Raw genomic sequence first — 21,519 nt, 5'->3', positions numbered from 1 at the left:
AATATAATAATAATCGTTACCAATGGGGATTAAAGAAAATGACCCCGGTTCAATACCGAGGTCATTTACTAGCCGCATAGGTCTTTTTTATAAACTGTCCATTATTTGGGGTACAGTTCAAAATCATCGCTGACGGGATTTTTTAATTTGTCCCTAAACTAATAGGTTGTTACAATTCGTAAAAGTAGGTTGTGAGACATTATACTTGAATATTTCTTAAAGATTACGAGTTTCTTGTAATGCATTTAAAGGGTAATCACTTTCTATGCACAAGCCTTCTAAATTCTAATGGGGTGATCCCTTCTACTTTTTTAAACAGCTTGGAGAAATAAGTAACATCTTCCATGCCTACTTCCCTAGAAATAGCAGAAACTTTATATTCTGTTTCAGCAAGGAGCCTTTTCGCATGATGTAACCGATAATGAGATAAATATTGCATAGGACTAATACCGATTGTTTTTTGCATGCACCTTGTTAAATAATCAGGGTGAAAGTTTAGTGATTCTTTTAAAACAGTCATAGATAATTGCTGTTTGTAATTTTCCTGAATAAACTTCATCGCACTTTCACAAACCTTCTCGGTTGCACTAGGTATGGAAAATGCCTCTTTTTGCAGTTGGATGATAAACTCTGAGAACTGTAATTGCTGTTGCAAATAATGATCTGGAACATGCGCATCACCAATATTCAATAAAGCAGCAAGCTGGCCTTCGACAATTTCCCTTCTTTTTACTTCTCCATACTGCGGAAGATGAAACAGGTAATGGCCAACTTCTGTAAAGGTTGGCTCTTTTTTATACACATAAGACCAATCTAGTTCTTTATCTTCTACCATTTCGTACTCATTATCATCTATTACAAAATGCAACCAAAAATAATCAGTTTGATCTGTACAATCAGCATAACCTTCATGTCTTTTTCCTGGCACCAAGATTACATACTGACCCTCGCCCACTTCAAATTGCTTATCACCTTCTTGCATATATAGAGTTCCTTTTTTTACATATAAAAGATCAAAAACAGAAAAGATTCTGGAGAAATGATGCTCCCCTTGAAAAAACGTAGATTCTCCACCTCGAATAAATACTGGAAATGGCGGAATGGACATAGCAATCATAGACACTCTTTACACCTCAAGTCGGGATATTCCAATAAGAATCGATTTCATCTCTTTATATTATAACCAAATGCAGTTAAACTAGGTATGGTTTTATGTCGGAATCATCAAAAGGAGTAACCTCATGAAAGAAAAAAATACAACAAAATTAACGTTATTTGCTTTAACCTGGCCAATATTCATTGAAGTGTTATTACATATGTTAATGGGGAATGCGGATGTCTTAATGCTTAGCCAGTATTCAGACGACTCCGTAGCAGCTGTAGGAGTGGCAAATCAAATTCTCTTCATGTTAATAGTCATGTTCGGGTTTATCGCAACAGGAACTTCTATACTAATCGCACAATACCTGGGAGCTAAGAACAGAAGCATAGCTGCCGAAGTGACGGTTGTATCACTATTTGCCAATTTAATCTTCAGTGTTGTTATTAGCCTTATAGTGTTTCTTTTCAGCTCTCAATTACTGTTACTAATGGACCTTCCTCCAGAATTACTTTCAGAAGCGGATACTTATCTGAAAGTGGTTGGCGTATTTTCCTTTTTACAAGCCCTTATCATAACTGCTGGTGCAACGATAAGAAGTTACGGATTCACCAAGGATGCCATGTACGTGACTATAGGGATGAATATTCTAAATGTCATTGGAAACTACCTTTTTATTTTTGGACCATTCGGCATTCCTGTCCTTGGGGTAGAAGGTGTTGCAATATCAACTGTTTTCAGTCGGGCAATCGGGTTAATCGTGATCACCCTTCTTCTTTTTAAAAGAATTGAAGAGCCTTTGCCATTTAAAAGAATCTTTAAGCTCCCTATTATACATGTGAAAAATCTATTGAAAATTGGAATACCATCTGCTGGTGAGCATCTTTCTTACAATACTTCTCAACTAGTCATCACGTATTTTATTGTTATGTTAGGAACGAATGCGTTAACAACAAAGGTATATGCCCAAAGCTTAATGATGTTTATTTATCTGTTTAGCGTCGCCATTAGTCAAGGAACTCAAATAATAATTGGACATCAAATTGGAGCAGGCAAAGTGGAAGAAGCCTATAAGAGATGTCTAAAAAGCTTGAAACTTGCCATAGCGATATCGATTTTAACCGCCATACCTTTTGCATTCTTTTCAGACTCATTACTAGCAATATTCACTTCAAACTCTGAAATTATTGCACTTGGAGGAACGTTGATTCTCCTCACTATCATTTTAGAACCAGGACGCTCTTTCAATTTGGTTGTTATTAATGCCTTGCGTGCGGCCGGTGATGTAAAGTTCCCTGTTTATATTGGTATTTTATCAATGTGGGGAGTCGCTGTGACAGTTTCATATATTTTAGGTATTCATTTTGGACTCGGTCTAATCGGTGTGTGGATAGCCATGATATTAGATGAATGGCTGCGTGGAATTATTATGCTACTTCGATGGAGATCAAGAATTTGGGTAAACAAATCTTTTGTACAGCAGAAAGCTTCTTAAATAATAAAATCTAAACTAGTGAAAGTGGTGCCAAAACTAAAGGCACCACTTTTTTTGTAATAATCCCCTCATTCCCCTTTCCTTTCCACAAAATCACCTCCATTTTAACAATTGTAAGAAAACCTAACATACTTGTAAACGTTTTCGACAGAATTTTTTGATAATTCCTCTTGCAAGCTGCCGATTTATCTAATATGATAAAAAACATAACTATATATGTTAGAAAATATAACACAAAAAAGTCACATTTAAATTCAAAAAGGAGTGAAAAAAATGAAGAAAGTAGAAGCGATTATTAGACCTGAAACCTTCCGTACCCTTCGCGAAAAATTAGAAGAGGTCGGCATTAATGGTTTAACAGTTTCAGAAGTAGCTGGATGCGGTCAGCAAAAAGGTCAACAAGGGTTGTTCAGAGGCAACACATTCGAGATTAAGTTATTACCAAAAGTAAAAGTAGAAATGGTAGTTGAATCAGAATATGTGGATGAAATTGTTCAAATAATCCAAGAGACCTGCTCCAGTAATACAGTGGGAGATGGCAAGATATTCATTTATACCATTGAAGATGCTATTCGTATTCGAACAGGCGAAAGTGGAAAACTGGCAATTATTTAACTACATTGGAGAGGGTGTTACTAGATGAAGAAAAAAATTGGTTTACTTGTTACAGGAGGTCTTCTAGTCAGCAGTACAGCTCATGCGCAAGCACCATCAGTAGAAGCGTTAAGTATTTCACTTGATATGGTGTGGGTGATGGTAGCAGCATTATTAGTATTTTTTATGCATGCTGGATTTGCGATGTTAGAATCAGGGTTTACACGTTCTAAAAATGCCCTAAACATTCTTATGAAAAATTTCTTAACGATTTCTATTGCGGCGGTTCTCTACTTAGCAATTGGATATGCCCTTATGTTTGGAAGTTCAGGTGGTGGCTTTTTAGGTCTTGATGGATTCTTCCTAACTGGTCATGAAGATCAAATTGGCTTTTTCATCTTCCAGGCAATGTTTGCTGCTACTTGCGCAACCATTATATCTGGTGCTGTAGCAGAACGAATGAAACTGAGCAGCTATATTTTACTTACTGTCGCAATGACAACTTTCATCTATCCAGTTGTTGGTCACTGGGTTTGGGGAGGAGGCTGGTTAGGCGAGCTTGGTTTTTCTGATTTTGCTGGATCCACTGTCGTTCACTTAACTGGTGCTTTAGGTGCAATTGTGGCCGTCAAGTTTCTTGGTGCACGGATCGGGAAGTACGAAAATGGTAAGGTAAATGTGATTCCTGGACATAATATTCCCTTAGGTGCGCTTGGAGTATTTATTTTATGGTTAGGTTGGTTTGGTTTCAACGGAGGAAGTACATTAGCAGCAGATCCAACTCTCATTCCTCATGTAATAACGACTACGATGTTATCTGCTTCGGCAGGAGTACTTGTATCTGCGCTTTACACACGCTTACGCTATAAACGTGTCGATGCATCATTAACCCTTAATGGCGCACTTGCTGGGCTAGTCGGGATAACTGCAGGTACCGGCGAAGTATCTCCTATTGGTGCGATTTTTGTCGGGATGGTAGCTGGTGTCATTCTAGTAGAAGCTGTTACCTTTATTGACCGAAAAGCAAAAGTAGATGATCCTGTCGGAGCAATCGCAGTTCATGGTGTATGTGGCATTTGGGGTACACTTGCTGTTGGATTATTTTCTACTTCAACTGGCCTATTTTATGGAGGGGGAGTTACACAACTTGTAATACAAGCAGTTGGTATTCTGGCAGTTATGGCTTGGACCGTAGGAACCGCCTCTCTTTTCCTCTATATCGTGACAAGATTTACAAGTATCCGTGTTACGAAAGAAGAAGAAATTACAGGTCTCGACTTCTCAGAACATGGATCATCCGCATATGAATTCAAAGAAACGTTATTCTCTGATAATAGCTCTACACCAGAGTTCGGTACAGGTCTTGTCCATCGATTGGATAACCTAGGTAAAACATCTACAAAAGTTAAGCAGGTATAATTTCATTTCTCTGAGATTAATAGAATGAAAAAAGCGATCCTTGTTTTATGCATGGAATCGCTTTTTATGTGTAATGAGCTGTTCTCTTACTATAAATATTAATATCTAAAATTTTTCTTTATATCCAGTAAAAATCGGCTTTTAGACTGTTCATTTTCTATATATTACTTTCCCATGAGAGTAATCGTTATTACGTCAACCAAATAATTCAGAAAAGTGAAATCTGCCTTTAAAAAAGAGCATTCTTTGGGATTCACATAAGCTGTGAAATAATCTGTGATTTTTCGTTGTTTGTCACATACTGCTTTTTCTTAAAAACATTGTACCCCTTCTGCCTAATGACATATAAAATAGCGCGGTATAGATAAGCAGCACTCTTAACGGGAACCCTGGAATGCAAGGGATACATATGAATGGAACTCATAGCCTGTTTATATAAAAACTCTGCTTTCAATGCCAATTCCTCCCATACAGATATAAACTTTATATTGATAATATGTTTTTTGAGCTCCTCAACAGAATAACCTGCCTTTTCAAGTTTATGAATCGGTATGTAAATCCTACCACGGTCCAAATCTTCTCCAATGTCCCGCAAGATGTTGGTAAGTTGCATTGCTTGCCCAAGAGCAATAGCATCTTTTTTTAGCTTTTCTTTGTTTTTGGGTGCCAGTATTGGTAAAATCATTAATCCAACTGTACCTGCGACATAATAGGAATAATTAAGCACTTCCTTTTCAGTGAAATAATTCTTTTTATTCAAATCCATTTCCTGACCGATAATCATATCATGAAATGCTTTCGTGTCCATTTCATAGGTTTGGAAAACATCCTGCAAGGCAATCCACATCGGTTGGGATGATGGGAGATTCCCATTAATAAATGAAGCATATTGCTGCTTGAATTTTAGTAACTCCTGTTTAGGACTGCGCCCTTCATCTACGATATCGTCAACCTGTCTACAAAAAGCATACACAGCCCATACCGCCTTCCTTTTATCAGGTGGCAATAACGTAAAGGCCTTGTAAAAGGTTTGGGAATTTTCTTTAATAATTGATTCACAATGATGATACGCATATGCTACATTCATAAAAAATCCACTCCTTTGTTGATGAGAAAAAAACAAATCTAGGAATAATCCAACCTGGCAGAAACCTTATACATTGAAAGTCTATCTTTGTTTCCATTAGGATATCGGCAAACTAATAAATCTTTTGTTTTTCCTCTATTAAATCTGTTGTTATTTTGGCAGATTCTAAAATAGTTGGCAGTCCACTCCCTGGATGTGTCCCTCCACCAACAAGCCAACAGTTCTTCAATTCTTCAAAGTCGTTATTAGGGCGTAAAACCATCATTTGGGAAAGCTGATGACCTAGATTAAACGTTGCTCCTTTATAAATAAATTTTTCTTTTTCCCAATCCCTCGGAGTAATTATTTTTTCTACTTCTATGTGACTTCGAATGTCATCACATCCGCCTTTCTTTTCCAAAATGTCTAAAACAAGGTCTCTGAACTTTTCTTTGTTTTTTTCCCAGTCGATCTTACTAAAATTATTTGGTACTGGCGCAAGAATATAGAGAGTTGACTTACCCTCTGGAGCTAATGTATCATCTGTAACACAGGCATTTTGCACATAAATAGACGGATCTTTTGGGATTGTTTTTATTTTTGTTATTTCTTCCATATTCTTTTTGTAATCTTCTGCAAAAATAATGGTATGATGCTGGAGTTTATATAATTTATCTAGTCCTAAATACATCATGAACGTGGAACATGAGTATTTCTTCTTTTCTAGTTTCTTTTTAGAGTATTTTTTTAAAGTACCCTCATCAACGAGATTAGTCATAACATGAGCAAAATCTCCATTTACCACAACTTCATCAGCATTCATCTCTAGCCCACTTTCAAGAACTACTCCTTTTACTTTTCTTTCTTCAATCCATAGTTTTTTCACACCTGTATTCAGGAGAATTTCCCCTCCATTTTCCCGTACAATTTGTGACATTACCTTTGTTAGTTTGTTTACTCCTCCGATTGGATGATGGATTCCATAAGCATGATCCATCCATGGAAGAATAGAGAATATTCCTGGACACTCCCAAGGAGACATCCCTAAATATTTTGACTGAAAAGTAAATGCCCATTTTAGCTGATCAGATTTAAAGTATTTGTCAAGTTGCTTATAAAGATTCCTTCCAAAACCCAGATGTGGCAAAGCCTTCAGAATTTCCCATTGAAAATAATGATAGAAGCGATCCATTTTTTTTTCGATAATCGGTTTCAGGGCTGACATTCGTTTTTCTGTATCCTTCATAAAACGACCATACCCCTCTCCTTCTCCAGGAAAATACCTTTCAATTGTTTCCTTCATCTTTTCAGGATCTCTCGAAACAGAGAATAATTTATCTGGAAAGATAAGATTATACATGTCCTTTACCTCTTTTAGTTCTAAATAATCATATAGATTGCGGTTGCATCTATTAAAAAGCTCTTCAGCAATTTGAGGCATATTAAAAAAAGTGGGTCCTAAGTCAAAGATGAAATCTTTCATTTTGATGGAGGAACTTCTTCCACCGACATAATCTAGCTTTTCTAAAACTGTGACATCATATCCTTTTGAAGTAAGCAGCATGGCTGCACCTAACCCACCAGGTCCAGAACCAATAACTATTATTTTCTTACTCATTCAGAAATGCTCCCTTCCTTGCGAAATAAAATCCATTTTAAACTCTCAAAATAAAAATATTGCATGTCTTTTCTATAGAAAAATAAAAACCCCTAGATAGGAGTTCTTATAGCATTATAGAATACATCGTGATAGCTTTATAGCGTACAAATCAAAGGCTCGTAATATGGTTATTGGATTTAGATATGAGGAAAGTTTGATTATCACTTGGATTTAAAATCTACTAATGATATTTTCAAAAGTCACCACATATATTTTCTTTCCCTAATCGAAAAAAATTACTCCTTTACTGTAACTCCATACTGAGTAAACCATACATGTATCTGTGCAAGATGTGCCAATAATTGTGGACCAGTCATTAATTGACCAAACCATGGTACTTGAAAGGTTTTTCCTTCAGAAGCCATTATCTCCTGCAACTGCTTTTTATCCATAAATTCAAGAATAGGAGAGGTGTTATCTTCTAATATTTCTGACATCCAATTCTTTACTAGTTTTGTGTACACAGGATGGTGTGTTTTCGGATAAGGACTTTTCTTTCGATAAAGTACTTCTTTAGGTAATATACCTTCAAGAGCTTTTCTTAAAAGTCCTTTTTCTCTGTTTTCGAGCATTTTCATTTCCCAAGGGATATTCCATGCATACTCTACGAGACGATGGTCAGCAAATGGAACCCTCACTTCCAAACTAGCTCCCATACTCATTCTGTCTTTGCGATCCAGTAATGTTGTCATAAACCAGATCATATTCAAGTAGAATAATTCTCTTCTTCTAGCTTCTAACAGACTTTCCCCTTCAAGTCTTGGAGTTTCAGCTCTAGTCTCTTCATACTTTGCGGTTATATATTCCTCTAATTTCAGCTTTTTCCTCCATTCTGGCCTAAGTAGATCCATTCTCGCCTGAGTCGAACGCATCCAAGGAAAGTTGCTTGATGCTAAATCTTCGGCACGATGAAACCATGGATAACCTCCAAATATTTCATCTGCACATTCACCAGATAAACTGACAACATAGTTTTGCTTAATTTCCCTACAGAACCATAGTAATGAAGAATCGATATCTGCCATCCCTGGTTGATCACGTACCATGACAGCCTCTTTAAGATACGCTGCCAAATTGGTTTGAGAAATTATTTTTTGATTATGGACAGTTCCAAAGGTGTCTGTCATTATATTAATCCACTTTTCATCAGAATTTGGCTGAAATTCATTCTCTTTAAAATATTTATCATTTTCTTCATAGTCAATGGAATACGTATTTAATGGGGGCTTCCCTTCATTTTTAAAAGCATTGGCAGCAATAGCTGTAATGGCACTTGAATCCAGCCCTCCTGATAAAAAAGTACACACTGGTACATCCGATACAAGCTGTCTTGTAACAGCGTCCGTAAATAAGTAACGCACCTTTTCTATCGTTTCATCCAAGCTATCTAAATGAGGTTTACTTTCCACATTCCAGTATCGCTTAATTTTTAATCCTTCATTTTTAGAATAAATAAGAAGATGTGCTGGTCTTAATTCATTTATATCGTGGAATAAACCATGACCAGGTGAACGCGATGGGCCTAAACCAAAGATTTCTGCTAATCCATCGTACCCGACTGCACTAGATACTTCAGGGTGCGCTAATATTGCTTTTAATTCAGAGCCAAATAATAGCTTTCCGTCTTTTTCATGGTAAAATAACGGTTTTACCCCAAGTCTGTCTCTAGCAATAAAAAGTTGTTCCCTCTCTTCATCCCAGATAGCAAAAGCAAAGATTCCATTTAGATGATGTACACATTCTTCTTTCCATTCGATATATGCTGTCAAGAGGACCTCTGTATCTGAATGTCCTTTGAATTGATAACCTCTGTTTAGTAATACTTTTCTAATGTCCTCTGTGTTATATAGCTCCCCGTTATAACAAATAGTATATTTTTTTTCTTCCTTTGATCTTGACATAGGTTGTTTGCCACCTTCAATATCCACGACAGCAAGGCGTTTATGCCCAAACCCAGCCCGATTATGCATCCAGACATTTGTATCATCTGGCCCCCTTAACGATAAAGTCTCTGCCATTTTCTTTACTATCTCTTTCTCTGCCTTTAAATTCCGTTTCCAGTCTATCCATCCAGTAATCCCGCACATTTTGTCTTATCCACTCCTCTATATGTTGCATGGCTTTTTTATCCTATGCGAGGAATGCTTATAAGATGAACTTGAAATGCCCCCCACCTTATGTTTTGAATGTTTGTCTTTTTAACTCCCTCAAACTAATGCAGTATATTAATTACCAATATTCAATGAGCAAACTGGGTATAGTAAAAGAAAAGCGAGTACGTTATGAAAAAATCTGTTGCCGTTTAAAGGATTTAGAAGTAGGGAAGAATGGCAAACACAACGGATTACCTAAACAAAACTTGTATCATTGGAGGATAGCACTGTGAATCTTCAAGAAAGAAAACGCATTATATTCGAACAAAAAAGATCATACACTTGTGGAACGGTTGAAAATATTAATGATCAATGGATTTTTTTTGAAGCGGAAGACGATGAAGCCTTTTTGCTTGTGGAAATTACAGAGGATGGAATTGAAATTTTACTTTCCAACGAATGGGTTCCTGGTGTATTCATGGAAACTGGACAAGTGCTTCTACATACAAAACACCTTTATGAGTTGAATAATGGGGATGCAGTTCGAGTTAGAAAAAGATTGCCTCAAGCCTATATGGAATGGCTAGAAGAATTATCTGTAGATGCATTTACCAACTTCACTTCCCTTTTAAACAAGTCCAACATTTCTTTATATGATTGCATCTATTGTCATAACACGATGCAATTTATGGATTTAGTAAAAGAACCTAGCGGTGTTAATTTCCTCGTTTTTGACAACGAGGCATTCATCTGTTCAGTCCAGCATCATTTCTCACGAGGGAAATTGATAACTGACAGATTTGAATACACATTACAAACAGGGAAGCGTTATTTGTTTACAAACCTAGAACATAAGAAAGCTGAATAAATAAGCACTTTTTTCAAATGAATTGTTTCTATTAACTGATAATAAGGTCGGCTTCAGGAATTTTCATTTTAACTAAATACTTGAACTGAGCACCAAGTAACAAATATTACGTGTTATTAGTAAGGTTTTTAAAGCAAAAGCGTTTGCGAAAAACAGTCAAAAATTAAAAGCTTAGGTAAAAGACCTAAGCTCAGACTGTTGACAAACCCAAATTATTTTTAGATTTGTATTTAACTGTTGATCTTCGTTGCAGACGCTTCGCTTTCCGCGGGCGGTCCGGGAACCTCCTCGGGCTGCGCCCTGTGGGGTTTCCCATGTCCCTTCCTCCCGCAGGACAAGGAAGGCTTCGGCAGCCATTCATCGCACGAAGAAAATGTGTCAGCATTTTCGAGGAGTCTGCGCGTCTTCCACTACGATCAACAAGGGAATTGCATGGATTTAAATAAAAATGTACCATTGTCTACACACTGAGCTTAGGTAAAAGACCTAAGCTTTCAATAAGTATCACATCGGCAAGCTGAATCCTAAATGTAAGATATACGCAAGTGCCACAATAAAAAGAACCCAAAAGACAACAGTAGGTTTTCCTTTTCTAGTTCGGACTGCAATCATTTCCATCAAACCAATTACAACGATACCAAGAACCATTTTCAAAACATATTGGCCATTTGTAATCCAACCCCAACCTAATTGTAAACCAGTCACCACTATCAATATGTAGAATAAACGAAGTACCATGGAAGTAATTTTGGCACCTTTTGCCTTACCTGCTTTGGTTAGTATAAGAACCACAACAAATAAAATTAACGCAATAGCCCATGTTGAAATATGTGCATGTGTCATTTAATTCTCCTCCTCTATCAAACTCAAAACTACTTGTATCATACCATAGTAAGACAAAAAAACTAAACAAATTACTTTCTATAAGATTTTGTATTTTATCAATGATATAATACGTTTGAAAGCCATTACATTGATTAAATGGAGGTATTTCATAAATGACTACGAAAACACATGATATTATTAGCATCACTGAAAAATACGGCGCAAACAATTACCACCCACTTCCTATTGTTATTTCCAAAGCTGAAGGTGTTTGGGTGGAAGATCCAGAAGGCAATAAATATATGGATATGTTAAGTGCTTATTCAGCCGTCAATCAAGGACACCGTCATCCTAAAATCATTCAGGCACTCAAAGACCAAGCAGACAGAATTACCTTAACATCTCGAGCTTTCCATAATGACCAACTTGGACCATGGTATGAAAAAATGGCTAAGCTTACGAAAAAGGATATGATTTTGCCAATGAATACTGGTGCAGAGGCAGTTGAAACAGCTGTCAAAGCTGTACGTCGTTGGGCATACGAAGTAAAAGGTGTGCCAGTTAACCAAGCAGAAATCATCGTTTGTGAAGACAATTTTCACGGGCGAACTATGACTGCAGTATCGATGTCATCCAGTGAAGAATATCAACAAGGTTTCGGTCCCATGCTTCCTGGAATTAAAGTCATTCCATATGGCAGCATCGAGGCGTTAAAAGGAGCTATTACCCCTGATACTGCGGCTTTCATATTTGAACCAATTCAAGGAGAAGCAGGGATAAACATTCCGGAAGAAGGTTTTTTAGCGGAAGCCTACAACATATGTAAAGCAAACAATGTCCTGTATGTAGCTGACGAAATTCAAGCTGGTCTAGGACGTTCCGGAAAACTTTTTGCATGCGATTGGGAAAGTATTGTGCCAGATATGTATATCTTAGGAAAAGCACTTGGCGGAGGAGTATTTCCTATCTCATGTGTTGCCGCCAACAAGGACATTTTGGGTGTGTTCAACCCAGGCTCCCATGGATCCACATTTGGAGGGAATCCACTAGCATGTGCTGTTTCCATTGCGGCATTGGATGTTATTGAGAATGAAAAACTTGTAGAACGTTCTTATGAGTTAGGTGAATACATGATGAAAGAATTGCGTACAATCAACAATCCATTAATTAAAGATGTTCGTGGACGCGGTTTATTTATTGGGGTAGAGCTGACAGAGGAAGCACGCCCATATTGTGAAAAGCTGAAAGAAGAAGGTTTATTGTGTAAAGAAACGCATGAAACGGTAATCCGCTTTGCACCTCCATTAGTCATATCTAAAGAAGATCTGGACTGGGCTATTACAAAAGTTAAGAAAGTATTATCTCTTTAGATAGATAAGTGAATACGCTTTGACCAGTTCACCAAGCAGAAGATTCAGCTAATGAAGAAAAACAAAAGAAGTTCGGAACGAAAAGCTCCGAACTTTTTTTGTTTAGTTATTCTACGATATTCCTTAGAGAACCAATACCATCGATACTTATTTCTATTACATCTCCTCTTTTTAAAAATTTGGGTGGATTAAATCCTTTGCCAACTCCTGCAGGGGTCCCCGTAGCAATAATATCGCCTGGTTCTAATGTCATACCTTTTGACAAAGTCGAAATAATTTCTGGTAGTGAAAAAATCATTAATTCCGTAGACGCTTGCTGACGGAGCTCGCCATTAATTCTAGTTGATAGCAAAACATTTTGCGGATTGGTAAAGGCCGATTTATGTACAAGTACTGGGCCCATTGGACAAGAACCGTCCAAGCTTTTTCCAAGGAAGAATTGTTTATGTTTCGTTTGTAAATCTCTTGCGGTGATATCATTAAGGATGCTATATCCGAACACATAATCCATTGCTTCTTCCTCTGAAATTCCCGTCCCTTTTTTACCAATTACGATAGCTAGCTCTCCTTCATAGTCTAATTGACTTGTTACTCCTGCATGCAATGGTATAGAAGTGTCATGGCCAATTACAGTTGTAGGTGCTTTCGTAAAAATCATAATATGTTCAGGAATATCTGCCTCGTTCCCCATCTCAAGGACATGATCCTTATAATTCTTTCCCACACATAGTATATTTTTCAGTGGTCTTGGAATAGGTGCAAGAAGTGTTATGTCTGATATTTTATATACATATGAAGAAGTCTCATCCTGTTTATTAATCCATTCCTTTATTTCTAATACATTTTCTACAAACGTTTCTCCGAGCTCCAAGCATTGTAAAAGCGTTGACGGTAAAGGAGTAGCCATTCCCATGGCATGACTCGCCTTTGCAAGATCCAAAATTTCTGTAAGGGTCTCATCCACTAATCCATAAAATATATTCCCTTCCTTTTCAACCGTAACAAATCGCATCAAACTTCCTCCTTATAAACAATGTTTTCCCGTAGCGTCTGTTGATTCGAGTAGTAATTTGTTATATTATGACATGTTTTATCGAAGTGCTTTTTTTATGCATATAAACGTGTAATAATGAACAAAACACGTATGTGTCTTAATTTCAAGGTAATGGAGAAGAAGTGAATGTTAGCGTTAAAGATCGAATTAAAGCGGAAGCAAATGATTCATTGTGCAAAAGAATACGGATTTACGGCAGCTCAAACCGTTAGATGTAGTCAGGAGCTCGACTTACTCCTTAACAAGCAGACGAAACATCAACTACAAATAATTCAACAACCAAATACCTATTCCTTTGCTCAATGAGAAGATGTGAAGCACTTAGCTCACATCTTTTTTAAATTTTGGTCTTATTCCATAAGTACCTGCTCTCCACAACCATTCCATTGGACCATAATAAAATTTATTTACCCAAAACTTACTAACGACCACTTGGAAAATATAGAACCCAATGACTAGCAATAGACCATAGAACGGAGTGAATGATCCATATAAACCAAGCCCATAACTATAAAACACAGTCGAAAAGACTACAGATTGCAAGAGATAATTAGACAGACTCAACTTTCCAACGTATTGCAATGGCGACAAAATTTTCTTCCCAATATCCGTTCTCGTAGCAAGAACTACCGTTAGAAAATAAAAAATGGCGCTTGCTGGTCCCCCAATTCCATCTTGAAGGTACTCAGTCAAATAGTTTTTCTCCGTATAATATGGGAGCAATTTAAACATAACAGCTAACATAAAGGTAATTAGCCATAGCTTCCTAAAAATTCCTAACTTGTCTTCTACATTCGTTAGCCATCCTGACTTTGCGGCCGCAGCCCCAAAGAAAAACATTGGTAGTACAGCGAGTGCAATAAAAATAAAACCTGAAACATTCACATAGGACCAATCAAAAATTCTTTGACTCGTAATCTCCCAAAATGACCCGTTAGCGTAAATATTTAGAGATTGTTCGACTAAACCTTCTAGTTGGACATATGGATCTATCCCCCCCAATGCTAACATCGTTAACATTAGCAGCGAGGACAGGAGAATGGTGGGAACAAAAACTAACGACAAACCTATCCACATCATTACCTTTGGAGATAAATTTCTAACTAAAAGCAAAACAAATCCGCAAATAGCATATGTAATTAAAATGTCGCCATGCCAAATAAAAAATGCATGTAAAATCCCAATGATTAATAAAACGATTAACCGTTTTGAAAAATATTTTGGCACAGATAAGTTCTTCTCTGCCACCCTTTTAGTAAAAATGATAAATCCATAACCAAACAGAAACGAAAACAATGTATAAAAGCTGGCTTGTGCCATAATATCAATTGCATTTACCACGAAAATATCTTTCGTATCTGTCCAATAACTGTTCTGGTTAATATACAATATCGGAGCAAAAAAAGATGGCATATTAACTAGAAAAATCCCCAAAATAGCGAAGCCTCTTACAATATCTAAAGCTACAATCCTTTCTCTCTCTTGAATTGGTGCAGCTTGCATTATTCATCCTCCTTATAAATCATCATAAAATTTATTATAGCGCTTTTACCTAAATATTCCTATCTCCAAAACTACCCTTTCCTTAATTGTACACTCACCTTACCAGGCGAATGTCATACTATATAGAAAAGCGAAGCGCCTCGTTCAGCCCCGACAAGCATAAGACGAGGTGGCGAGAAGGTTGGGTTTTACCTTCTTGACGCATCGGCTTATGACCTCGAGGGGCTAGGCGCTGCAGCTAGACCATCAGAAAAGCGGAAGCGCCTTGAACAGCCCCGACAAGCATAAGACGAGGCGGTAAGAAGGTTGGGTTTTACCTTCTTGACACATTGGCTTATGACCTCGAGGGGCTAGGCGCTGCAGCTAGACCATCAGAAAAGCGAAAGCGCCTCGTTCAGCCCTTGATACATCCCTATCTTTTTAAAAAGGAGTTTATCTCTTATGCCAGCAATTGTCGGAGCAGTAAATGTGAACAGTATTGGTAACTCGGGAATTTTTCATATTGGAGATGTATTTCAAATGTCACCGGTAAGCTCCGCCAAAACATTTGCAGGGTCTGGAAGCTTTAATACAGGGGATTATGTAAGTGTTAGCAATACAAACAGTCAGACAAACACGTACGATCAAGATATAAATGATCAGCCAGTAGCCCTCAATATGTGATATGGGAAGGAGAACTCCAATGACTACAAATTTCTTTATCAACCAGAGTATTGTCATTCATCAAGTAAAAATCGGAGGAATCTCCAATTCTTCTGTTTTCCAAATTGGGAGTGCTGGGGTGATAAAATCATTATCCACCCTCCAAAATACTGGGGGTTTTGAAGAGGTAGGACCAGAAAGCACTGCTGAAATTCTTGCTGGCCAAACAGAAGGTACACAGCCTAACCCAGCCGAAGCAGCCGGACCATTTGTACCTCTAAAAGGACCAACAGGTTAAACTGGGCATTCACCCATTTTCATTATTTGCATATGGTATAAGAGATGGAGTTCTATGCATTTCTTCAAATATGAAAAGGGGTGATCGAATGTATAATAACCATTCATATTTCTATAATTCTCAACAACAAATTAATCAACTTCAGTCTATTGTGGAAAATCAATCCAAGCAAATTTCTACATTAGAAGAACTTCTAAAAATCATGCAGCAGGAGATCATCCAACTTAAGGAAAAACCAAGTATGAATATTGAAAGAATTGAATACAAGTTTGATCAATTAAAAGTGGAAACCCTTGAAGGGACGCTAAACATTGGCCTAACACCTGGAGGAACAGGAGATATTGAAGATTTCGTTGTAACGAAAAATAATTTAGAGGTTCCTGTACCTAATCCATCTAATCAATATTTAGCCAATGGAATTCAAGAAGAAATACGTTCGTATTTAGATCAACAGGGTGCTTCCAAAATTAAAAATATTGCTGAAAAACAAGGTAAAGACATAGATGAACATTATTATGATTTCATGATACAGGATGTAGCGAAACAATTGCCATCAAGGGTTTCTCACACGCTGAATGGAATCACTGCAGAAGCAGTACAAAAAGGTTACAATGATACAAAAATAAAAGAAGTTACGGTGCGCAAACTTCAGAATGATATTGAAAAAGCATTTTCAACTTTTATCCAGAGCCTGCCGTCTTCCAAAAAATAATGTGGTGAAAAACATGATTTTTCAAGTAGCTAATCACAATCTGCAAGTTGGCCATATTGATATACTTGGGGTTTCGTCTTCTTCCATTTTACTAGTCGGTGATACACAAAATATATGTTTATCCTCCTATTTTGATACTCCACCAGAAGCATTAATCATAGGGCCATTCGTACCACTGACAACAGAAGGTGGGACAACATGAGAATTTCAAAGGTGGAAGAAATCAATATTCATAGTCTTACATTCAGCTCCTATTTCCATATTGGAGACTCCTATCATATAAACGCTAAATCTAGAGCTTTAGCAGTTAAAAGGGAATTTCCACGGTTTTACGGAAAAGAAGGGCATTTTTCAGAATTCCCTATTTTCTCCATGAAACTTCCAACTCCTGTCATTACAGAGAATGTCGCAATGGAAAAAAGGGATTTAAACCCTTTTATCAATGTAAAAACTATCTCTGTAAAAGGGGTTTCGTCCTCATCAGTACTGCAAGTGGGATCTTCACAGACTATTTGTGCCGAATCAAGAATCAAGCATATGCGACAACTTCTTGGGCATGAAGGCCTCAGAGCTCATGCCATTACACCAGAAAGAGAGGAATTATAAATGCCCGCAAAGATTGGACCAATTAAAATAGATTCAATTTTCGGAGATGGAGTACTAAATCTTGGGGACACTTTATACATTAGTCCAAAAAGAGCAGGAAAGTCTTCTGAAGGATCTGGTGGATCTAACGTTGGAAATATCGTCAATACAAATAATGGAATTAATGTAACCAATACCATTGATCCTGATATAACTGACCAAAACCTCAAAGCAAATAAATAATATGAATTTTCACCATTTCATTCATGTCTCATATAGTAAAAGTATCAAAAAAGGTAGGGGATGTTCTAAATGCCAGCTATCGTTGGTCCTGTTGCAATCAATAGTGTCGGTGGTGGTGTTCTCAACTTCGGGGACTCCTTTTACATTTCACCAAAATCTGCTTCCAAAACCTCAGCAGGTTCCGGAGCGCTAAATACTGGAAATTTCATCATCACAAACAATGGCCTAAGTGCAACCAATACTATTGACCCTGATGTCAATGATCAGGATATTGTAGGTAATAGTTAGTTTCTTAATATAAATCTGCCAGAGAAGACATCAGTCATTTCTCTGGCAGATTTTTTCCAACTTTATTACTTTCGCAAAACTTGGCAAAAAAACAAATAACAAATTTCCAAAAATACGCAAAAGAGCCATCAATAACTATCTAATGTAACCAACGAACCCTTCCCAGACGACTCTGCTGGTGTCACAATAAGTCTTTTAGACAGTCTCGCTCGTAATTCTTGAACATGACTGATTACACCTACTGCCAAATGGTTCGATTGTAACTTTTCTAATGCGGTCACAACCGTATCCAACAATTCTGAGTCCAATGTTCCAAACCCTTCATCAAGAAAGAAAAATTGAAGTGGATATTCACCCCTCAATTGAATTTGGGTGGATAAGCTTAGTGCAAGTGCCAAGGAAGTTAAGAACGTCTCCCCACCAGATAACGAAGAAACTGGTCTCCTTACCCCTCCATTTGCATCATCCCTTATGATAAAGCCACCTTGGGAATCCATTTCGAGAGCATAGCGCTGCCTTGTCAATTGCCCTAGCCTCTCAGAAGCATCTCTACTTATTTGATGCAGCTGTTCTTCTGCTAAATATTCTACAAAACTATTTCCCCTAAATACATGTTGAAGCTTTTGGTAGGCTTGTAGCTCTTCTTTTAAGCTTGTCTTTTTTTCTTCCAAAAATTGATAACGATTGTTTCTATCTTTTATAGAAGTAAGATGTTGATAACTGGCACTTCTTCTTTCAATATTTTCCCTTAGTTTTCTTCGATTATCCTGAAGGTTCTGCTGAATATGACTCCACTCTGATTCCTCTAAAACATTTTTGCCTATTAACCTATTTAATCGTTCCCATTCTTTCTCAAGAGTGTTCTTTTTATCTATAAATCCCTCTACCTGTTGTTTCCAACTGCCTATAGAAGAGATTTGAAGTATATGACCCTCTACCTCTTCCACATTTGAAAAAGCCGATTTTTTAAGAGCGATAGTCCATTTTTCATGGAGACTTGCATGTCTAGAGCTAAATTCCGTTACCATTTGTTCACTTTTTGTCTTTTTCTTTTCACTATCTTGGAAAAGCTGTTGTGCATTTGTCCATTCCTTGTAACTTTCTGCTTCCTTACTATTTATGCTATTAATAGTGTGAATTACAGTATTTATCATTTCGTTAATATTTTTATTTTCCACAATAGCATAAATTTCCTCTTTCTGTTCCTTTATGTGAATATCAAGTTGTTCTTTTTTCACGTTATGCTCATATAATTCTTTTTCAAGATCGGTTATTTTTCGTTCTATATCTTTTTGTTCCGTTTCTTTTTCCTCTAAGAATTCTACACTTTTATTAATACGAGCCTGAAGTTCTGCACGCTGCTTTTCTTTCTCCCTTCCTGCTAAATAAGCTGTTTCCACTTGCTCGTAATTGTGGTTGGGATACGTATCATTCCATCGTTTTTTCTTTTCACTTAATTGATTGGTCAGTTCTTCTAACCTGTTATTCCATTGCTGCCATTCCTCTTTGTAGTTAGTAGAAAGCCTTTCATTTTCCTGATAAGTACTTGTCCAATGCCTTAAAGCGAAATCCAGACTTTTCTTTTTCTCTTGAAGCTCCAAAAGGTCCTGCCATAGCCCTTTTTGTTCGGTAACGAGTCCGTTAAATTTCTCTATTAAAAACTCTGTAACATCATGGGCTTGATCCATTTCCTTTGTCCAAAGATCTGCTTTTTCATGCAATTCTGTTGGCGCAGGCAGCTGATAATTGCCCTCGAGATTCTGAAAAAACTCTGATGCAATTTGCTCCAGCTTAAGATTCACTTTCATATTTTCTTGTCGTTGTAGTTGGATGGCTGATAGTATTTTCTCTATATCATCACTTTCTTTACTTGTAGCAACCTCGTTATGCCCTTCATTGCTTGCGAAACCAGGATGTTCTGTTGATCCACAAACTGGACAAGCTTTTCCCTTCTCAAGCGCTCTTGCCAGTTCTAATGCCAATTGATGTACCTTCAAATTATCAGCTAACACTCTTTCTTGTTCCAATATGTTACTTGACTTCTTTTCCAGTCTGTCCAAGTAAAAACCAAGTTCCATTGATCTATCGTAATATTTTTCTAGAATGTTAAAGAGATGAAGCAGATTTTCTTTTTCTTTTTTACCGTTCATTGAGGCTTTTTCTTTTTCCTTGTGGAAATCTGAAAACTTTTCGTGAAGTTTTTGAACTTCTTTTGTGGTTTCTGATATTTTATCTTCCAGTTGCATTACTTGTTGTTTTTCATCAAAGGCTTTTTGTAACAATTCAAGATACTCAGGAGATTGCGTTTTTTCACTTAGTTCTTCCTTGAGCAATTTTTGTTTATTTCCTGCTTTAATAAACAATTCACTCGTTCTTTTTTCTTCAGCTTTTACCTTTGCAAGTTCCATAATTTTTCTTTCAATAGCTTCTTGTTTATCTTTCCATTGTGTCAAATAGCTCGTTAAACCTTCTTGTAGTTTCTTTGCTCTTTCAAGATTTTCTTTTTTGGATAAGAGTACAGGTATCTCTTTTTCTTTGTTTTCTCTTGCTAGCTGGTAGGATTCAGTAGTTTTTTCAAGCACCTTTTGTGCTGATTCCCAGGCAAGCAAATCTTGTTCTTGTTTGTTTTGCCAGTGTAGTAGTGTTTGTTTTGCCTCTTTTAAATCCTCGAGAAAAGGCTTTAAACCCTCTGCTTGTTCCGTTTGAGTGAGCCTTTCTTGAAGTTGTTTCATATACGTTTCATCTTCTTTTATTTCAGACAGCTTTTTTTCTATTGGTTTTCGTTCTTCTTGCCATTCCCATAACTTCTTTTTTTCCTCAAAGTCACTTTCTAGAACAGTAAGCGACTTTTCCGCTTTTATCACAAGCTCATGTAGTTCCTGAAACACATTTTCTGCTTCTTTTACTGCTTCATCGGATGCCTCTCCAAGTCCTAGTTGCTCCGCTTCCAGCTCACTTAGCCGCATCGTTTTTTCTTGTAATTCTTCCTTAATCCTTTTCGAAAGTCGATCACCGTACTTTTCCAGCTGAAATAGCCTTTGAAGCATTTGTCTTCTATCGGCACCTTTCAAGGAGAGAAATTCAGCAAATTTCCCTTGGGGTAAGACCACCGCCCTCGTAAAATCATCGATGGTAAGACCTATTATGTCTTGGATTGCCATGTTCACATCATTAGCCTTATCTGCAAGCACAAAGTGTTCTCCGTCCTTCTCCTCGGATAGACGGGAAATGCCTGATTTCACTCTGACGTCATCTGTACGCTTAAACGTCCTTTCCACTTTATAACGCTTCTTTCCATTAGCACTTTCCAATTCAAACAAGAAAGAAACTTCTACCGTGTTTTCAGCATGATTCATGATACCTTGGGTGTTATTAGTAGCACGTTCCACTTTACCGTAAAGTGCGAGCGTCATTGCATCCAAAATAGAAGATTTGCCACTGCCTGTGGGACCGAAAATACCAAAGACTCCCCCATCACAAAGTGTTTCGAAGTCAATGAACTGCTTTTGACGAAAACTATGTAAACCAGCAATCATTAAGGTTATCGGCTTCATAATTGTTCCTCCTCGTATTATATGTTTAAACCCTTCTGCAGAGCTAAAATCTTCCTTCTTTTTAATTGAGCGACTTGCATAATGCTTGGACGTCTCAAGATATTTCTAGATAATGATAATAGGATCATTTGGGACAATTCTTTTTCCTCCT

The 21,519-nt window shown here is 37.2% G+C and carries 22 protein-coding genes; 14 read left to right on the top strand and 8 right to left on the bottom strand.

The window, feature by feature from the left end:
• Positions 1–80 (top strand): IS3 family transposase (locus tag LRP81_RS21400; protein ID WP_230504953.1); only part of this gene is annotated, 80 nt, incomplete at its 5' end.
• Between the two features lie 176 nt (positions 81–256).
• On the opposite strand, the gene LRP81_RS21395 is transcribed toward LRP81_RS21400, so the two are convergent.
• The gene (locus tag LRP81_RS21395; RefSeq protein ID WP_230504951.1) at positions 257–1,117 is read right to left on the bottom strand and encodes an AraC family transcriptional regulator; all 861 of its coding nucleotides are present in this window, start codon (positions 1,115–1,117) and stop codon (positions 257–259) included.
• Between the two features lie 124 nt (positions 1,118–1,241).
• Between LRP81_RS21395 and LRP81_RS21390 the strand changes: the two genes are divergently transcribed.
• The 3 genes from LRP81_RS21390 to LRP81_RS21380 all read left to right on the top strand — a co-directional run bounded on the left by LRP81_RS21390 (position 1,242) and on the right by LRP81_RS21380 (position 4,607).
• The gene (locus tag LRP81_RS21390) at positions 1,242–2,594 is read left to right on the top strand and encodes an MATE family efflux transporter (protein ID WP_230504949.1); all 1,353 of its coding nucleotides are present in this window, start codon (positions 1,242–1,244) and stop codon (positions 2,592–2,594) included.
• A 273-nt stretch (positions 2,595–2,867) separates the two neighbouring features.
• Entirely contained in the window at positions 2,868–3,209 is a 342-nt protein-coding gene (locus LRP81_RS21385) for a P-II family nitrogen regulator (RefSeq protein WP_230504947.1), read from the top strand.
• A gap of 24 nt (positions 3,210–3,233) precedes the next feature.
• Complete coding sequence (locus LRP81_RS21380) at positions 3,234–4,607, top strand: ammonium transporter (protein WP_230504945.1); 1,374 nt, start codon at positions 3,234–3,236, stop codon at positions 4,605–4,607.
• 253 nt (positions 4,608–4,860) lie between these two features.
• Here LRP81_RS21380 and LRP81_RS21375 read toward each other — a convergent pair whose 3' ends face one another.
• The 3 genes from LRP81_RS21375 to asnB form a co-directional block, all read right to left on the bottom strand.
• Positions 4,861–5,694 carry a phytoene/squalene synthase family protein gene (locus tag LRP81_RS21375; RefSeq protein WP_230504943.1) on the bottom strand — a complete coding sequence of 278 codons (834 nt, stop codon included), beginning with the start codon at positions 5,692–5,694 and terminating at the stop codon, positions 4,861–4,863.
• 112 nt (positions 5,695–5,806) lie between these two features.
• A complete protein-coding gene (locus LRP81_RS21370; protein ID WP_230504941.1) occupies positions 5,807–7,291 on the bottom strand; it encodes a phytoene desaturase family protein in 1,485 nt (494 codons plus the stop codon).
• A 278-nt stretch (positions 7,292–7,569) separates the two neighbouring features.
• Positions 7,570–9,420, bottom strand: a complete 1,851-nt coding sequence (asnB, locus tag LRP81_RS21365) for an asparagine synthase (glutamine-hydrolyzing) (protein ID WP_230504939.1) — start codon at positions 9,418–9,420, stop codon at positions 7,570–7,572.
• A 295-nt stretch (positions 9,421–9,715) separates the two neighbouring features.
• Between asnB and LRP81_RS21360 the strand changes: the two genes are divergently transcribed.
• Positions 9,716–10,294, top strand: coding sequence for a DUF2777 family protein (locus LRP81_RS21360; protein ID WP_230504937.1), 579 nt, complete (start codon positions 9,716–9,718; stop codon positions 10,292–10,294).
• Between the two features lie 504 nt (positions 10,295–10,798).
• Here LRP81_RS21360 and LRP81_RS21355 read toward each other — a convergent pair.
• The gene (locus LRP81_RS21355; protein ID WP_230504935.1) at positions 10,799–11,137 is read right to left on the bottom strand and encodes a YisL family protein; all 339 of its coding nucleotides are present in this window, start codon (positions 11,135–11,137) and stop codon (positions 10,799–10,801) included.
• A gap of 155 nt (positions 11,138–11,292) precedes the next feature.
• Here LRP81_RS21355 and LRP81_RS21350 point away from each other — a divergent pair, with 155 nt between their 5' ends.
• Complete coding sequence (locus LRP81_RS21350; RefSeq protein ID WP_230504933.1) at positions 11,293–12,489, top strand: ornithine--oxo-acid transaminase; 1,197 nt, start codon at positions 11,293–11,295, stop codon at positions 12,487–12,489.
• 106 nt (positions 12,490–12,595) lie between these two features.
• Here LRP81_RS21350 and LRP81_RS21345 read toward each other — a convergent pair whose 3' ends face one another.
• On the bottom strand, positions 12,596–13,501 hold the full coding sequence (locus tag LRP81_RS21345; protein ID WP_230504932.1) for a fumarylacetoacetate hydrolase family protein: 906 nt from the start codon (positions 13,499–13,501) through the stop codon (positions 12,596–12,598).
• A 168-nt stretch (positions 13,502–13,669) separates the two neighbouring features.
• Between LRP81_RS21345 and LRP81_RS21340 the strand changes: the two genes are divergently transcribed.
• Entirely contained in the window at positions 13,670–13,849 is a 180-nt protein-coding gene (locus LRP81_RS21340; protein ID WP_230504930.1) for an aspartyl-phosphate phosphatase Spo0E family protein, read from the top strand.
• 15 nt (positions 13,850–13,864) lie between these two features.
• Here the strand turns inward: LRP81_RS21340 and LRP81_RS21335 are convergent, their stop codons facing one another.
• Positions 13,865–15,046: a DUF418 domain-containing protein gene (locus tag LRP81_RS21335; protein WP_230504928.1), complete on the bottom strand. Its 1,182-nt coding sequence runs from the start codon at positions 15,044–15,046 to the stop codon at positions 13,865–13,867.
• A gap of 441 nt (positions 15,047–15,487) precedes the next feature.
• Here LRP81_RS21335 and LRP81_RS21330 point away from each other — a divergent pair, with 441 nt between their 5' ends.
• From LRP81_RS21330 to LRP81_RS21300, 7 genes are all read left to right on the top strand, one after another.
• The gene (locus LRP81_RS21330; RefSeq protein ID WP_230504926.1) at positions 15,488–15,709 is read left to right on the top strand and encodes a spore germination protein; all 222 of its coding nucleotides are present in this window, start codon (positions 15,488–15,490) and stop codon (positions 15,707–15,709) included.
• Positions 15,710–15,728: 19 nt separating this feature from the next.
• Complete coding sequence (locus LRP81_RS21325; RefSeq protein ID WP_230504924.1) at positions 15,729–15,986, top strand: spore germination protein GerPB; 258 nt, start codon at positions 15,729–15,731, stop codon at positions 15,984–15,986.
• 88 nt (positions 15,987–16,074) lie between these two features.
• Positions 16,075–16,698: a spore germination protein GerPC gene (gene gerPC, locus LRP81_RS21320; RefSeq protein ID WP_230504922.1), complete on the top strand. Its 624-nt coding sequence runs from the start codon at positions 16,075–16,077 to the stop codon at positions 16,696–16,698.
• A 13-nt stretch (positions 16,699–16,711) separates the two neighbouring features.
• Positions 16,712–16,900, top strand: coding sequence for a spore gernimation protein GerPD (locus LRP81_RS21315; protein ID WP_230504921.1), 189 nt, complete (start codon positions 16,712–16,714; stop codon positions 16,898–16,900).
• Positions 16,897–17,304, top strand: coding sequence for a spore germination protein GerPE (locus LRP81_RS21310; protein WP_230504919.1), 408 nt, complete (start codon positions 16,897–16,899; stop codon positions 17,302–17,304). Before LRP81_RS21315 ends, LRP81_RS21310 begins: the two co-directional genes overlap by 4 nt.
• A complete protein-coding gene (locus LRP81_RS21305; protein ID WP_230504916.1) occupies positions 17,305–17,526 on the top strand; it encodes a spore germination protein in 222 nt (73 codons plus the stop codon).
• Positions 17,527–17,595: 69 nt separating this feature from the next.
• A complete protein-coding gene (locus tag LRP81_RS21300; RefSeq protein WP_230504914.1) occupies positions 17,596–17,814 on the top strand; it encodes a spore germination protein in 219 nt (72 codons plus the stop codon).
• Between the two features lie 128 nt (positions 17,815–17,942).
• On the opposite strand, the gene LRP81_RS21295 is transcribed toward LRP81_RS21300, so the two are convergent.
• Positions 17,943–21,368: an AAA family ATPase gene (locus LRP81_RS21295; protein ID WP_230504912.1), complete on the bottom strand. Its 3,426-nt coding sequence runs from the start codon at positions 21,366–21,368 to the stop codon at positions 17,943–17,945.
• Between the last annotated feature and the right edge of the window lie 151 nt (positions 21,369–21,519).

The sequence above is a fragment of the Sutcliffiella rhizosphaerae genome, from assembly GCF_917563925.1.
Classification (GTDB): Bacteria; Bacillota; Bacilli; order Bacillales; family Bacillaceae_I; genus Sutcliffiella_A; species Sutcliffiella_A rhizosphaerae.
Note: the sequence above shows the minus strand (reverse complement) of the source record. Positions and strands in the feature narration are given on the sequence as shown.

What these genes read in the sequence shown, in the direction of transcription:
- LRP81_RS21380 (WP_230504945.1), top strand. Translation starts at nt 3,234, where the DNA reads ATGAAGAAAAAAATTGGTTTACTTGTTACAGGAGGTCTTCTAGTCAGC.
- LRP81_RS21390 (WP_230504949.1), top strand. Translation starts at nt 1,242, where the DNA reads ATGAAAGAAAAAAATACAACAAAATTAACGTTATTTGCTTTAACCTGG.
- LRP81_RS21355 (WP_230504935.1), bottom strand. Translation starts at nt 11,137, where the DNA reads ATGACACATGCACATATTTCAACATGGGCTATTGCGTTAATTTTATTT.
- LRP81_RS21370 (WP_230504941.1), bottom strand. Translation starts at nt 7,291, where the DNA reads ATGAGTAAGAAAATAATAGTTATTGGTTCTGGACCTGGTGGGTTAGGT.
- LRP81_RS21330 (WP_230504926.1), top strand. Translation starts at nt 15,488, where the DNA reads ATGCCAGCAATTGTCGGAGCAGTAAATGTGAACAGTATTGGTAACTCG.
- LRP81_RS21300 (WP_230504914.1), top strand. Translation starts at nt 17,596, where the DNA reads ATGCCAGCTATCGTTGGTCCTGTTGCAATCAATAGTGTCGGTGGTGGT.
- LRP81_RS21350 (WP_230504933.1), top strand. Translation starts at nt 11,293, where the DNA reads ATGACTACGAAAACACATGATATTATTAGCATCACTGAAAAATACGGC.
- gerPC (WP_230504922.1), top strand. Translation starts at nt 16,075, where the DNA reads ATGTATAATAACCATTCATATTTCTATAATTCTCAACAACAAATTAAT.
- asnB (WP_230504939.1), bottom strand. Translation starts at nt 9,420, where the DNA reads ATGTGCGGGATTACTGGATGGATAGACTGGAAACGGAATTTAAAGGCA.
- LRP81_RS21385 (WP_230504947.1), top strand. Translation starts at nt 2,868, where the DNA reads ATGAAGAAAGTAGAAGCGATTATTAGACCTGAAACCTTCCGTACCCTT.
- LRP81_RS21295 (WP_230504912.1), bottom strand. Translation starts at nt 21,368, where the DNA reads ATGAAGCCGATAACCTTAATGATTGCTGGTTTACATAGTTTTCGTCAA.
- LRP81_RS21310 (WP_230504919.1), top strand. Translation starts at nt 16,897, where the DNA reads ATGAGAATTTCAAAGGTGGAAGAAATCAATATTCATAGTCTTACATTC.
- LRP81_RS21335 (WP_230504928.1), bottom strand. Translation starts at nt 15,046, where the DNA reads ATGCAAGCTGCACCAATTCAAGAGAGAGAAAGGATTGTAGCTTTAGAT.
- LRP81_RS21305 (WP_230504916.1), top strand. Translation starts at nt 17,305, where the DNA reads ATGCCCGCAAAGATTGGACCAATTAAAATAGATTCAATTTTCGGAGAT.
- LRP81_RS21340 (WP_230504930.1), top strand. Translation starts at nt 13,670, where the DNA reads ATGTTAGCGTTAAAGATCGAATTAAAGCGGAAGCAAATGATTCATTGT.
- LRP81_RS21375 (WP_230504943.1), bottom strand. Translation starts at nt 5,694, where the DNA reads ATGAATGTAGCATATGCGTATCATCATTGTGAATCAATTATTAAAGAA.
- LRP81_RS21345 (WP_230504932.1), bottom strand. Translation starts at nt 13,501, where the DNA reads ATGCGATTTGTTACGGTTGAAAAGGAAGGGAATATATTTTATGGATTA.
- LRP81_RS21325 (WP_230504924.1), top strand. Translation starts at nt 15,729, where the DNA reads ATGACTACAAATTTCTTTATCAACCAGAGTATTGTCATTCATCAAGTA.
- LRP81_RS21315 (WP_230504921.1), top strand. Translation starts at nt 16,712, where the DNA reads ATGATTTTTCAAGTAGCTAATCACAATCTGCAAGTTGGCCATATTGAT.
- LRP81_RS21395 (WP_230504951.1), bottom strand. Translation starts at nt 1,117, where the DNA reads ATGATTGCTATGTCCATTCCGCCATTTCCAGTATTTATTCGAGGTGGA.